The sequence below is a fragment of the Pseudacidovorax sp. DMC4 genome (assembly GCF_056314265.1).
The window spans coordinates 337377-350439 of the sequence record NZ_JBQUYR010000008.1 but is presented as its reverse complement, the minus strand read 5'-3'; the positions used below and the strand labels follow the sequence as shown (position 1 = coordinate 350439).

Sequence of the window (13063 nt, the reverse complement as noted above, 5' to 3'; positions counted from 1 at the left end):
GCCTCAGGGTGCGTAGCCGAAGTCCTTGCCCAGCTCGGCGCGCATGTGCTCGCCTCCCAGTTCCATCCAGTCGCCGCCGCTCGGGATGGTGATGGACACGGCCCGCTTCATGAAGAGCCCGGGTTCTGAAGCCGACACCGGCGGCGTGCCGGCCTTCAGCTGGCGCACGGCCTCCAGCAGCACGCGCCGCGTGCGCGCGATGCCGCTGTCGCTGGTGCCCAGGTGCTCCTGGGTGCGGTCGTAGATGGGCTGGACCCCGGACTGGCAGGCTGCGTCCTGGATCCACAGGCCGGGCATGCCCGCGTTGTACTTGCTGACCTGCTGCGCGTAGTCGAAGTGGTAGGCGTTGCCGCGGTTGAAGCGGCTCCAATAGGTGTGGTATGGCTCCGTCACCGCACGCTTCTCGTAGGCGCCGTCGGAGTGGTGGCCGGTCTCGCGGCCCGCATGGCCGTTCTTGAAGACCTGACGCGTCTTCTCGTAGAAGGGCTGGGCCGGGGTGTACGAGAACATCACGCACAGCGTGTGCTCGTCGTCGATCGGCACCCAGGCATGGCCGCTCAGGTCCGGGAACTGCGCCTGCGGCGGCACCAGCGTCCAGAAGGGCAGCATGAACTGGTTGACGCGCACGTAGTTCTGGCCGTCCGGCGTCTTGCGGCGCGCGGCGATGCTCACGCCGGCATCGTGCTGCACGCATTCGAAGGTGGGCGTGAGGTCGGCGCCCTGCTTCCACTGGTTGATCGTGCCGCCGACATCGACGCGGCCATGGAGGATGGCGGCGTGGGCCGAATCGATCTCGCCCTCGAGGGCCTGCAGCCAGTTGCACTCCTGGATGCGCATGGAAACGGCCACCTGCGTCTCGGGCACCAGGTTCCATTCCACCGCGGGCAGCTCGGGCGGATTCTCCTGATCGGGGCCCAGGTAGGCCCACAGCACGCCATTGCGCTCGCGCACCGCGTAGGCGGTCACCCGCATGCGCTTGCACATGGGGCTGCCGGCCGGCTCGACCGGGATGTCCAGGCAGCGGCCGTCCACGCCGAACTTCCAGCCGTGGTAGACGCAGCGCAGCCCGTCGGCCTCGTTGCGGCCGAAGACCAGCGGTGCGCCGCGGTGCGGGCAGGCCTGCGCCACGAGGCCTACACGGCCGCTGCTGTCGCGGAAGGCGACGAGGTCCTCGCCCAGCAGCCGCACCCGGTACGGCTGGCCGTCGGGCGCGACGTCCGAGGACTTGAGGAAAGGAATCCAGTACAGCCGCATGAACTGCCCCATGGGTGCCTGGGGGCCGACACGGACGAGGGTTTCGTTGTCTTCTCGGGAAAGCATGGGATTCGTGGGCCGGCAGTATGCGGCAAGTTGATTGGTTGAGCCAAAGTGGTAGAACCAATTCTATGAAGCTCGCACATCACGTCAAGCACCCCGGCATGGGTTGCGCGCGGAAAGACGAGTGCGATGCGCCGCCGTGGCCTGGCGCGGATCCCGGATCAGGGGATATCGCCGCGGGCCATTGCGCTTGCATGCAGCGCGACGCGGTAGGCCTGTGCCATGCCGGGGCCAAGCGTCGTGCCGGGACCGGGATAGTGGCCCCGCATCAACGAGGCCGCATCGTTGCCGCAGGCATAGAGCCCGCCGATGGGCCGGCCATGCGCGGCGAGCACGCAGCCCTGGGCGTCGGTGGCCAGTCCGGCACTCGATGCTGCGTCCCCGGGCCAGACCGCCATGGCGGCGTAGGGGCCCGCGCCGACAGGCCCGACGCAGGGGTTCGGCGCATGGCCGGGGTCGCCGTTGAAACGGTCGAACACCGACTCGCCCTTGTGGAAATCCGGATCCCTGCCGAGGCGGGCCCAATGGTCGTAGCGCTGCACGGTGTCGGCCAGCGCGGCGGCCGGCAGTTCCAGCGATCGCGCGAGGTCGTCGAGTGTCCGAGCCACCACCAGCGTGCGGCGCTCCACCCAGGGCCGCAGGTCGCGCGTGCCCGGCGCGATGGCGCCCAGCCCATGGCGCCGGATGAAGGCGGTACTGCACACCAGCCAGGCCGGCACGGCGCCAGCGCGCACCATGCCCTCGACGAAATGGTGGTACGAGGCCGCCTCGTCCACGAAGCGACGGCCCTGCCGGTCCACGGCGATCAGGCCGGGCTTGGCGCGATCCAGGAACAGGTGGGGAAAGAGCCCGGTCGATCCGTCCTTGCGATGCACCACCGATGACGGCTGCCAGAGGAAGGGCCGCTCCAGGCCCGCCAGCGCAGCGCCTGCCGCGCGGGCAGCGCCCAGGCCATCGCCACGCACCGCCTCGGCGGCCAGCGCGAGCATGGTCGGCCCGTGCGGGGCGAGGAAATGCCGCAGCGCCGCGTCGTGGCCCACGCCGCCCGTGGCCAGCACCACGCCCAGACGTGCGCGAAGCATCTGGGTCCGACCCAGCGCCTCCACGCTCGCACCCATCACGCGCCCATCTTCGACCTCGAGGCCGCGCAGCCGCGCGCCGAAGCGCAACTCGACGCCGGCCAGACGCAGGCTGTGGAGCAGGCGCCCCACGAGCGCGTTGCCCATCACCCATCGGGCTCCGCGCGGATGGCGGACGCGCTCGCGGGCGTGGCGCAGCACCAGCCGTGCGCTGTGGACGAATGCCTGCCACGAGCGATAGCGGCCGACCAGCGCCGCGATGTCGGCCTTGCCGACCATCATGCCGCCCAACACCATGAACTCGGCCAGGGGTGGGCGCACGCGGCCGAAGTCGGCGCCCAGCAGCCGCCCATCGAAGGGCAGGGGAGAGACTGCCCGGCCCCGCACCGCGGCGCCGGGCAGGTGTGGGAGGTAGTCCGGATGCATGCCGGCACTGGCGAACCTGACCGCCGTGCGCGCCTCGAGGTACGCCAGCATCGCAGGCCCGCTCGAGAGAAAGGCCTCGCGCCGGCCATCGTGGTCGGGCTCGCCGATCAGTGCGTCGAGGTAGGTGCGTGCGGCGTCGACCGTGTCGCCATGGCCCGCGGCGACGCCGTGCGGATTGCCCGGGATCCACAGCGTGCCGGCCGAGGTGGCGGTGGTGCCGCCCACCTGCTGCGTGGCCTCGCACAGCACCACGCGCAAGCCCTCCAGTGCCGCCACGAGCGCGGCCGTCATGCCTGCGGCACCGGCGCCGATCACCAGCAGGTCCGCGTCCGTCTCAGGGATGTCCAGGGTCATTTGCCGCTTGCCTCGCGTTGACGTTGTGCAAGAATGGTAGAACCATAGACATTTTCGAGGACGGACAGTGTTCGATCAAGCAAGAATCAACGCCTTGCCCGAGCAGCCGGTGCCCGCATCGCGCACGCCGCAGGCGCTCGAGGGCATCCGGGTGGTGGACTTCACGCACTTCGTGGCCGGGCCGCTGGCCACCATGACGCTGGCCGACTTCGGTGCCGACGTCATCAAGATCGAGGCGCCGGTCAAGGGCGAGGACTTCCGCTACTACCCGCCCATGGATCCGGAGCTGCCCGCCCAGGGCGCGCCCTACATCTGGACCAACCGCAACAAGCGCAGCATCGGCGTGGACCTCAAGTCGGAGGCCGGCCGCGAGGTCGTACGCGCGCTCATCGAGACCGCGGATGTGCTGGTGGAGAACTTCTCCACTGGCGTGATGGAGCGCTTCGGCTTCGACTATGAGCGCTGCGCGCAGATGAACCCGAAGCTCATCTACTGCTCGGTGTCGGCCTATGGCCGCTCCGGCCCCCATGCGGACCGGCTGGGCTTCGACCCCATCGCGCAGGCCGAGAGCGGCTTCATCTCGATGAACGGCTATGCCGACCGCCAGGGCGTGCGCAGTGGCGCCGCGGTGATGGACGTGGCCACCGCCATGTCCGCGACCAACGCGATCCTGCTGGCGCTGATGGCCCGCACCCGCGACGGCAAGGGCCAGTTCGTGGAGGTGGCCCTGTTCGACACGGCCGTGCTGATGACCGGCTTCGGCGCCATGCAGCACCTGACCACCGGCTATGAGCCGCAGCGCAACGGCAACACCAGTCCGGACACCTGCCCCTCGGGCGTCTTCGAGTGCGAGGACATGCCCTTCTACATCAACTGCGGCAACGACGGCATCTTCGTGCGGCTGTTCGAGCAGGTGCTGGAGCGGCCGGACATCGCCCACGACCCCGTGCTGTCCAAGCGCGCCAACCGCCTGCAGCAGCGCGACTACCTGTTCGACATCATGCAGGCCGAGTTCGGCAAGCATCCCTGGCGCCACTGGCAGCCGCGGCTGCGCGCGGCGGGCGTGCCCTCGGGCGAAGTGCGCACGCTGGCGCAGGCCCTGGCCTCGGAGGAGGCGCGCGACCGCCAGCTGGTCACGCGCATCCCGCATCCAGTCAAGGGATGGGTGCCCAACGTGGCAACGCCGCTGCGGCTGTCGCGCACGCCAGCCGTGGTGGAGCGGGCGGCACCAGCCGTGGGTGCGGACACCGAGGCTGTGCTGGCGGACGCGCTGGGCCTGGACGAGGAACGCATCGAGGCGCTGCGCGCGGCCGGCGCCTTCGGCGCACCCGAATTGGTGGCCCAGCCATGAACGCACCGGTCCAGGCACGAGTGCGAATCCCCGGGCGCCCCGCGCGGAGGGCCGCCCAGTGAGCCGCGCCGTCGCCATCGTCGGCGCGAGCGCCATTCCGGTCGGGCGCCACCAGACGGCCGACGACGCGGCGCTGCAGACGCTGGAGCACGAGATCATGACCCGCTTGGTGGTCGAGGCCGTGCGCGATGCCGGCGTCGACAAGCAGGACATCCAGAGCCTGGTCTTCACGCTGCCGCGGCCCTACACGCGGCAGAAATACTTCCACACCTTCCTGATGGGCCAGCTGCGGCTGGCCTGCCGCGGGAACGTGATGGAGGTGATGGGCAACGGCATGACGGCCGCCCTGGCCTTCGACCAGGCGTGCAACGACATCCTGCTGGGCCGGGCCAATGTGGCGCTGGCCCTGGGCATCAACATGGAAAGCGCGGTGTCCGCCACCGAGCACATGATGAGCAGCATGCGCACCACCGGCGACGTGGACTTCCACACCTCCGCCGGCTTCACGCCCATTGCCTGGTACGCCATGGACGCCATGCGCTACATGCACGAGCATGGCGCGACACGTGCGGAGATCGCGGCGGTGGCGGTGAAGAACCGACACCATGCCTCGCTCAACCCGCTGGCCCAGTTCCGCAAGCCGATCACGCTGGAGGAGGTGGTCGCGCAGCGTCCCATCGTCGAGCCGTTGGGGCTGTACGAGGTGCCGCCGCGCGGCGATGGTGCGGCCTGCCTGGTGCTGGCCAGCGAGGAAGTGGCCAAGTCCCTCGGCCGCCCCTACGTGCTCGTGCGCGGCCGCGGCTTCTGCCACGACGGCTCGCACCAGATCAGCGACGTGCCCAATGACATGATCGGCTTTACGGCGGCGCGCCAGGCCGCGCAGGACGCGTATCGGCAGGCGGGCATCGGTCCGGAGCAGCTCGATTTGGCCGAACTCTATGCCCCCTGCACCATCGTGGAGGTGCTGGTGAGCGAGGCCATCGGCCTGCTGCCACGCGGCCAGGGTGCGCGGGCGGCGGCCGAAGGCCAGACGCGGCTCGGCGGGCGCATTCCCATCTCGACTTCAGGTGGCCTCACCTCCCGCGGGCATCCGGCCTATGTGACCTCGCTCTACAACTATGTCGAACTGGCCGAACAGCTGCGCGGCCGGGCCGGCGAGCGGCAGGTGAAGAACGCGCGCTTCGGCCTGGCCACGGGCGAACTGGGTAACTACAACGCCGCCCTCATCCATGTCATGGAGGCCGTGCAATGACGCAGCCGCTGCCCCAACTCCCCGTCGCCGAGGACCGGGCCTATCCGCCGCGGGCATCGGCGTTCACGAGCACCTTCTGGCAGGCGCTGCGCGAAGGCCGCTGGATGAGCACACGCTGCAAGTCCTGCGCACGCCAGACCTTTCCGCCCAAGCCGGTGTGCCCGCACTGCTGGTCCACGGACGTCGAGTGGAGCCCGCTGGGGCGCACCGGCACGCTCTATTCGTGGACGCGCATCCATGCGGCGCCTGCGGTGTTCGCGCCCGAAGCGCCTTATGCCTGCGGCATCGTCGATCTCGACGACGGCCTGCGCCTGGCCTGCCGCCTGGTCGAGGACCCCCAGCGACCGCTGGCCATCGGCCAGACCATGGAGATGGTGGTGCTGCAGTACTGGGACGGTCCGCTGTTCGCCGCGCGGCCGCTGGGCTGAGCACGGCCTTCACCTTCAACCCGATTCGATACACAGGAGAAAGAAAGCCATGAGCTTGTTCAACACCACCGGCCTCACCGACGACCAGCGCATGATGCGCGAGGGCGTGCTCGACCTGCTGGGCCGCCATCTGCCCTGGGAGAAGATCCGCAAGATGGACGAGGCGCGCGAGTTCCCGCTCGAGGCCTACGAGGCGCTGGCCGATGCCGGCTACATCGGCCTCTTCTATCCGGAAGAGCTGGGCGGCACCGGCGGCTCCTACCGCGACATCGCCATCTTCCTGGAGGCCATGGGCTACCACTACACCGGCATCGCCCAGGCCATCACCACCTCGGCCGTGTATGCGGGCATGCACATCGCCAAGTTCGGCAGTCCCGAGATGAAGAAGGACCTGGTGCCCCGCATCATCGCGGGCAAGGCCAAGCTGGCGCTGTGCATGTCGGAGCCCGGCACCGGCTCCGACGTGGCCGGCGTCAAGACCTTCGCGCAGCGCGAGGGCGACGACTACATCCTCAACGGCAACAAGGTGTGGATCACCTGCGGCCATGTGGCGGATTACTTCGTCGTCATCACCCGCACCGACCGCGATGGCGCCAACCGGCACCAGGGCATCAGTACCTTGCTGGTCGATGCCAAGACGCCCGGCGTGACGGTGCGGCCACTTCAGATGCTGGGCCGCCGCACTTCGCATGCCAACGAGGTGTTCTTCGAGAACGTGCGCGTGCCGGCGCAGAACCTGTTCGGCGGCGAAGGCCGGGCCTGGAAGAACATCATGAGCTGCCTGGGCCTGGAGCGGCTGGGCCTGGCCGCCATCTCGGCCGGCCACTGCTTCAAGATCACCGAGTACGCCCGCGACTACGCGAAGGACCGCGTGCAGTTCGGCCAGCCCATCTCCCAGTTCCAGGTGATCCAGCACAAGCTGGCAGACATGCTGATCCTGTCGGAGACGGCCCGCCAGATGGTGTACCGCGCGGCCGATGTGCTCGACTCCGGAACACCCGCGGTGACCGAAGCCTCCATCGCCAAGATCGTCGCCACCGACAACAACTTCAAGTGCGCCGACATCGGCATGCAGATCATGGGCGGCGCGGGCTACTCCATGGAATACGACATGCAGATGTTCTTCCGCGACTCGCGCGTGGGCCCCATCGGCGGCGGCACCAACGAGATCCAGCGCAACATCCTGGCCAAGCAGATGGATTTGGGCTGATCCGGCCTCAGTCATGCAGCAGGGGGCGCAAGCCCCTTTTTTCATGAATGGCCAGACCGTCGAAGTCTGGCCATCGTTGCTCATTGATATTGGTTCAACCATAATAATAGCGCCGCCCGGTTTTCGAGGCTGGAGACACCAAGAGGACGAGATGGACCTGGAATTCACACCGGCGCAGCGCGCCTTCCGTGCCGAGGTACGGGCCTTCATTGAAGAGCGTCTGCCGGCGGACATCCGCGCGCGTCTGCGCGCCGGGCATCCGCCGCGCAAGCAGGACACCGTGGCGTGGCAGCGCATCCTCAATGAGCGCGGCTGGGCGGCGCCGCATTGGCCGGCGCGCTATGGCGGCGCCGAGCTGGGGCAGATGGAGCGCCTGATCCTCATGGACGAGCTCTACCGCGCGCCAGCACCGCTACCGCAGGTGTTCAACCTCACCATGCTCGGCCCGGTGCTGATGAAGTTCGGCACGCCGGCGCAGTGCGACCACTTTCTGCCGCGGCTCGCCAACCTCGACCTGTGGTTCTGCCAGGGCTTCTCGGAGCCGGGCGCCGGCTCGGACCTGGCCTCGCTGCGCACCCGCGCCGAGCGCCGGGGCGAGCACTATGTGGTCAACGGGCAGAAGATCTGGACCACCACTGCCCACCTCGCGGACTGGGTGTTCGCGCTGGTACGCACCGACCCCGAGGCCCGCAAGCAGGCCGGCATCTCCTTCCTGCTGATCGACCTGAAGTCACCGGGCATCACCATCCGCCCCATCCAATCCATCGACGGCGGCCACCATCTCAACGAGGTGTTCTTCGACGACGTGCAGGTGCCCGTGGCCAACCTGGTGGGCGAGGAGAACAAGGGCTGGGACTGCGCCAAGTTCCTGCTCGGCAACGAACGCACCGGCATCGCCAACGTCGGGCTGTGCCGCGAGCGGCTGGACCTTGCACGCCACATGGCAGCCCAGGCGCTGCCGCAAGGTGGGCGGCTGATCGACGACGCCGGGCTGCGCGCCGAGATGGCGGCACTCGATGCGGAGATCCGTGCACTCGAGCTGACCAACTACCGCTTCCTGCTCACCCCCGCCGAGCAGCAGGCGCTGCCGGCCTTCGCGTCGGTGCTCAAGCTCAAGGGCGTGGCTTTGCAGCAGGCGGTGAATGCGCTGCTGGCGCGGCTCGCCGGCCCGGCCGGCCTGGAGCAGCGCGAGGGCGACGAGGAACTCGTGCACGGCCCGCTGGTGCCGCGCTACTTCTACTCGCGCGCCGCCAGCATCTACGGCGGCACCAGCGAAGTGCAGAAGGACATTCTGGCCAAGGCCATCCTGGGATGAGGCAGGGAACCCGATGAATTTCGAACTCGACGATGAACAACGCGCGCTGCAGGACAGCCTGACGCGCCTGATGGCCGAGCGCTACGGCTTCGAGCAGCGCCGTACCCATGCCGCCAGCGAGGACGGGCAGGACCCGCAAACCTGGCAGCATCTGGCCGAGCTGGGTGTCACTGCGTTGGCGGTGCCGTCGGCCCACGGCGGCTTCGACGGTGGCGCCCGCGCCCTGCTGCCGGTGATGCAGGCCCTGGGTGGGGCCCTGTGCCTGGAGCCGCTGCTGCCCCAGGTGCTGGCTGCGACGGCGCTGCGACTGGGCGCCGATGAGGCGCTGTGCGCGGAGCTGCTGCCCGCCCTTGCCGACGGCAGCGCCTGCATCGCGTGGGCCCATGACGAAATCGCCGGCCGCCACGCGCCCTGCTGGATCGAGACCCGCGCCACGCGCCGCGTTGGAGCGTGGGTGCTCGATGGCGCCAAGGCCCATGTGCTCGGCGCGGCCTCGGCCGGCCACGTCATCATCAGTGCCCGCACCGACGGCAGCGCGGACAGCCCGGCCGGGCGCGCCCTCTTCCTCGTCGATGCCGGTGCCCCCGGGCTGCAATGGCGCACCTACCGCATGGTGGACGACACGCCGGCCGCCGAACTGCGGCTGGCGGCCGTGCCGGCCCGTCCCCTGACCGATCCCTCCGATGGCGATGCGGGCGGCCGTGCCATCGACGGTGCGGTCGCCATGGGCATCGCGCTGGCCTGCGCCGACATGCTGGGCGCGGCGGAGACCGCCAACCGGCTCGCGGTCGACTACCTTCACACCCGCAAGCAGTTCGGCCGGGCCATCGGCGAGAACCAGGCGCTGCGTCATCGGGTGGCCGAGATGCGCGTGGATCTCGAGATGGCCCGCAGCATGGCCATGGCCGCCGCCGTCGCGGTCGACCTTCCCGAAGGCGACGAGGCGGCCCTCGACCTGCACCGTGCCAAGCTGTGCGTCGGCCGCCATGCGCGCGAGGTGGCGCATGGCGCCATCCAGCTGCACGGCGGCATCGGCATGACCGAGGAATACGCCGTCGGCCACTGCCTGCGCCGCATCCACGTGATGGACCAGCTGTTCGGCGACAGCGGTGCCCATGCGTCGCGCCTCGCGACCGCGCTGGCGGCGTGACGGGCGCCGATGACCGGTCCCGAAAGAAACATCAGAGACAACGAGCAGAGCAAGACGGCCATGAACGAAGCCATGATCTATCTGGATGACCAGGGCGTGCCCCGGTCGCAGGTGCAATTGCAGGCCCGGCGCGCAGCCACCGGCATGGCCGAGCTGGGCGTTGCCGAGGGCGACTGCGTGGCGCTGCTGCTGCGCAACGACTTCGCCTTCTTCGAGGTGCAGCAGGCGGCGGCCGCCATCGGTGCCTACGCGGTTCCGCTGAACTGGCACGGCAAGACTGAGGAGCTGCTCTACGTGCTGGAGGACGCCCGCCCCAAGGTGCTGGTGGCCCATGCGGACCTGCTGGCGCCGCTGCGCGGCCGGCTGCCGGCAGGGCTCGTCGTGCGCGTGGTGCCCACGCCGCCGCAGGTGCTGGCGCGCTACGGCATCGACGACGCGCAGGCCCAACCCGCGCCGGACGACGTGCTCTGGCCGCAATGGTGCGAGCGCTTCGCGCCCTGGGATGCGCCGCCGCGGCCGAGCCGGGCCACCATGATCTACACCTCGGGCACCACCGGGCATCCCAAGGGCGTGCGGCGCCATCCCTCCACGCCTGAGCAGGCGCAGGCCTACCGGGAGATCATCGAGCGCGTGTACGGCCTCGTGCCCGGCGTGCGGGCGCTGATCACCGGCCCGCTGTACCACGCCTCGCCCAATGCCTACGGCCGCCAGGCCTTCGGTGCGGCCGAGCTGCTGGTGGTGCAGTCCAAGTTCGACGCCGAGGAAACCCTGGCGCTGATCGCCCGGCACCGGATCACCCATGCGGTGATGGTGCCCACCATGTTCGTGCGCCTGCTCAAGCTGCCGGCCGAGGTGCGCGCGCGCTACGACGTGGGCTCGCTGCAGTGGGTCACGCACACCGGCGCGCCGTGCCCGCGTGAAGTCAAGCAGGCGCTGATGGACTGGTGGGGGCCGGTGGTCTACGAGACCTACGGCGGCACCGAGGTGGGCACGGCCACGCTGTCCACGCCGCAGGACTGGCTGGCGCACCCCGGCTCGGTCGGCACCCCCACGCCGGGTACCCGCGTCGCCTTCTATGGCGAGGACGGCCGGCCGGTGCCTGAGGGCGAGATCGGCGAGATCTACATGCGCGTGTCCGCCTATCCCGACTTCACCTACCTCAACAACGACGCCAAGCGCAGCAGCGTGGAGCGTGACGGCCTGATCAGCGTGGGCGACGTCGGCTATCTCAAGGATGGCCGGCTGTACCTGTGCGACCGCCGCTCGGACATGGTGATCTTCGGCGGCACCAATGTGTATCCCGCCGAGATCGAGATGGTGCTGGCCCAGTGCCCGGGGGTGCGCGACTGCGCCGTCTTCGGCATTCCGGACGAGGACTTCGGCGAGTCGCTGGCTGCGGCCGTGGAGCGCGAGCCCGGCGCGCAGCTCACGGAGGCGGACATCCGCTACTACCTGGAGGCCCGCCTGGCCCGCTACAAGGTGCCGCGCCGCATCGACTTCCATGCCGCCCTGCCGCGCGAGGACAGCGGCAAGATCTTCAAGCGCCGGCTGCGCGATCCCTTCTGGCAGAACACCGGCCGGCAGATCTGATGGCCGCGTTGCCGAGCGACGAAGTCGCGGCCGCGCTGGGCCGCGTGCTGGCACGCCGCTCCGGTTCGACCGGCGAGGTGCGCGGCCTGCAGCGGCTGACGGCCGGCGGGACCAAGGCCACCTGGTCCTTCGACTGGGCCGTGCCGGGCGCGCCGCCGCAGCCGCTGATCCTGCAGCAGACGCCCCCACTCGGTGCCGCCGCCGGCCAGGTGCCCAAGCTGAGCGGCCCGCAGGAGGCGGCGCTGATGCAGGCCGCGCGTGCCGCTGGTACGCCCGCGCCCGCGGTGGAGGCGGTGCTCGCGCCGGAGGACGGCCTGGGCGAGGGCTACGTCACCCGCCGCGTGGCCGGCGAGACGCTGGGCCGCCGCATCCTGCGCGGCGAGGCCTTCGCCGCTGCCCGCACCCGCATGGCGGGCCAGTGCGGCGAGATCCTCGCCACGATCCATCGCACGCCCCTCGGCGGGCTGACCTTCCTGCAGGCCTTCACCCCGGCGCAGGAGCTGGCGGCCTACCGCGCCCTGCTCGATGGCTGCGGCGTGCGCCATGCCGCGCTCGACCATGCCATGGCCTGGATCGGCCGCCATCTGCCGCCGCCGGTGGCGCCGGCGCTGGTGCATGCCGACTTCCGCACCGGCAACCTCGTCGTCGGGCCGGACGGTGTGCGCTGTGTGCTGGACTGGGAGATCGCCCGCATCGGCGATCCCATGCAGGACCTGGGCGTGCTGTGCATGCGCACCTGGCGCTTTGGCGGCCTGGGCGAAGTGGGCGGCTTCGGCGCGCGCGAGGCGCTCTATGCCGCCTATGAGTCGGCTTCCGGGCAGCCCGTCGATCCGCAGCGGGTGCGCTTCTGGGAGGCGTTCGCCAACCTCAAGTGGGCCATCGCCTGTGCCCGTCGCGGCAGCCAGAAGCGGCCCGACGGCCGCCCCGCCAGCCTGGAACTGGCCGCCATCGGCCGCCGCATGGAGGAGCCGCTGTGGGACTTTCTGAACCTGGTCGCACCGCTGGAGATGGCGCCGTGAGTGCTCCCTCCGCAGGCAAGGCCGAAGACCGCCCCGTGTCCACACGGGTGCCGCCCGCCGAGGTGCTGCTCGACGCGGCTGCCGACTACCTCGACCTGGAACTGCGGCCCTCGCTGGAGGGCTATCACGCCTTCCAGCTGCGGGTGTGCGTCAACGTGCTGCGGCTGGTGGCGCGCGAACTGCGCCTGGGTCCCGCGGCCGACGCGCGGGCGCGTGCCGGGCTGGCCGCGCTGCTCGGTGAGAGCGCGGCCGCAGAGGCGCAGGCGGACGCCCCGGCCCCGGACGACGCCCTGCGCGCCGAGATCGCCTCCGGCCGACTGCCGCTTGATTCGCCAGCGCTGCTGGCGCATCTGCGCGATGGGCTGCGGGATGGGCTTGCCATCAACAACCCCCGCTGGGTGCAGCCGGGCGGCGACACCGGCGGCTAGGGATGCTCTTCACGAATCGAGCGGCAATTGGGCGCTGCGGATCGGGATGAGCGGCGAGGCGCAAGGCGCAGCAATAGCCCGGCTACTGCGAGCAGTTGCAACGACGCGGATCGCCCGACTCCGCAGATGCCCACGGCGCGCGCG

General features: G+C 70.2%; 11 protein-coding genes. 9 read left to right on the top strand and 2 right to left on the bottom strand.

Features of this window, described 5'->3' with window-relative positions:
• Positions 1–3 precede the first annotated feature (3 nt).
• Together ACT54X_RS17360 and ACT54X_RS17355 are read right to left on the bottom strand one after the other, a co-directional pair.
• Positions 4–1320 carry a Rieske 2Fe-2S domain-containing protein gene (locus tag ACT54X_RS17360; RefSeq protein ID WP_476347633.1) on the bottom strand — a complete coding sequence of 439 codons (1317 nt, stop codon included), beginning with the start codon at positions 1318–1320 and terminating at the stop codon, positions 4–6.
• A 158-nt stretch (positions 1321–1478) separates the two neighbouring features.
• Complete coding sequence (locus ACT54X_RS17355) at positions 1479–3176, bottom strand: FAD-dependent oxidoreductase (RefSeq protein ID WP_476347632.1); 1698 nt, start codon at positions 3174–3176, stop codon at positions 1479–1481.
• 94 nt (positions 3177–3270) lie between these two features.
• Here ACT54X_RS17355 and ACT54X_RS17350 point away from each other — a divergent pair, with 94 nt between their 5' ends.
• The 9 genes from ACT54X_RS17350 to ACT54X_RS17310 all read left to right on the top strand — a co-directional run bounded on the left by ACT54X_RS17350 (position 3271) and on the right by ACT54X_RS17310 (position 12919).
• Positions 3271–4527, top strand: coding sequence for a CaiB/BaiF CoA transferase family protein (locus ACT54X_RS17350; protein WP_476347631.1), 1257 nt, complete (start codon positions 3271–3273; stop codon positions 4525–4527).
• 58 nt (positions 4528–4585) lie between these two features.
• A complete protein-coding gene (locus ACT54X_RS17345; protein ID WP_476347630.1) occupies positions 4586–5779 on the top strand; it encodes a thiolase family protein in 1194 nt (397 codons plus the stop codon).
• Positions 5776–6207 (top strand): Zn-ribbon domain-containing OB-fold protein, encoded by a 432-nt coding sequence (locus ACT54X_RS17340; protein WP_476347629.1) that lies wholly within the window; start codon positions 5776–5778, stop codon positions 6205–6207. The genes ACT54X_RS17345 and ACT54X_RS17340 overlap by 4 nt, the downstream gene beginning before the upstream one ends.
• 49 nt (positions 6208–6256) lie before the next feature.
• Positions 6257–7417: an acyl-CoA dehydrogenase family protein gene (locus tag ACT54X_RS17335; protein ID WP_294376191.1), complete on the top strand. Its 1161-nt coding sequence runs from the start codon at positions 6257–6259 to the stop codon at positions 7415–7417.
• Between the two features lie 151 nt (positions 7418–7568).
• On the top strand, positions 7569–8732 hold the full coding sequence (locus ACT54X_RS17330) for an acyl-CoA dehydrogenase family protein (protein ID WP_294376194.1): 1164 nt from the start codon (positions 7569–7571) through the stop codon (positions 8730–8732).
• Between the two features lie 13 nt (positions 8733–8745).
• Positions 8746–9882, top strand: a complete 1137-nt coding sequence (locus ACT54X_RS17325; RefSeq protein ID WP_294376196.1) for an acyl-CoA dehydrogenase family protein — start codon at positions 8746–8748, stop codon at positions 9880–9882.
• Positions 9883–9942: 60 nt separating this feature from the next.
• Positions 9943–11472: an acyl-CoA synthetase gene (locus tag ACT54X_RS17320; protein ID WP_476347628.1), complete on the top strand. Its 1530-nt coding sequence runs from the start codon at positions 9943–9945 to the stop codon at positions 11470–11472.
• The gene (locus ACT54X_RS17315) at positions 11472–12491 is read left to right on the top strand and encodes a phosphotransferase family protein (RefSeq protein ID WP_476347627.1); all 1020 of its coding nucleotides are present in this window, start codon (positions 11472–11474) and stop codon (positions 12489–12491) included. Before ACT54X_RS17320 ends, ACT54X_RS17315 begins: the two co-directional genes overlap by 1 nt.
• Positions 12488–12919, top strand: coding sequence for a DUF6285 domain-containing protein (locus tag ACT54X_RS17310; protein ID WP_476347626.1), 432 nt, complete (start codon positions 12488–12490; stop codon positions 12917–12919). Before ACT54X_RS17315 ends, ACT54X_RS17310 begins: the two co-directional genes overlap by 4 nt.
• The last annotated feature ends 144 nt before the right edge of the window (positions 12920–13063 follow it).

Excerpts from the sequence above, each read along its gene's own strand:
- ACT54X_RS17360 (WP_476347633.1), bottom strand. The coding sequence starts at position 1,320 with ATGCTTTCCCGAGAAGACAACGAAACCCTCGTCCGTGTCGGCCCCCAG.
- ACT54X_RS17355 (WP_476347632.1), bottom strand. The coding sequence starts at position 3,176 with ATGACCCTGGACATCCCTGAGACGGACGCGGACCTGCTGGTGATCGGC.
- ACT54X_RS17340 (WP_476347629.1), top strand. The coding sequence starts at position 5,776 with ATGACGCAGCCGCTGCCCCAACTCCCCGTCGCCGAGGACCGGGCCTAT.
- ACT54X_RS17335 (WP_294376191.1), top strand. The coding sequence starts at position 6,257 with ATGAGCTTGTTCAACACCACCGGCCTCACCGACGACCAGCGCATGATG.
- ACT54X_RS17330 (WP_294376194.1), top strand. The coding sequence starts at position 7,569 with ATGGACCTGGAATTCACACCGGCGCAGCGCGCCTTCCGTGCCGAGGTA.
- ACT54X_RS17325 (WP_294376196.1), top strand. The coding sequence starts at position 8,746 with ATGAATTTCGAACTCGACGATGAACAACGCGCGCTGCAGGACAGCCTG.
- ACT54X_RS17320 (WP_476347628.1), top strand. The coding sequence starts at position 9,943 with ATGAACGAAGCCATGATCTATCTGGATGACCAGGGCGTGCCCCGGTCG.
- ACT54X_RS17315 (WP_476347627.1), top strand. The coding sequence starts at position 11,472 with ATGGCCGCGTTGCCGAGCGACGAAGTCGCGGCCGCGCTGGGCCGCGTG.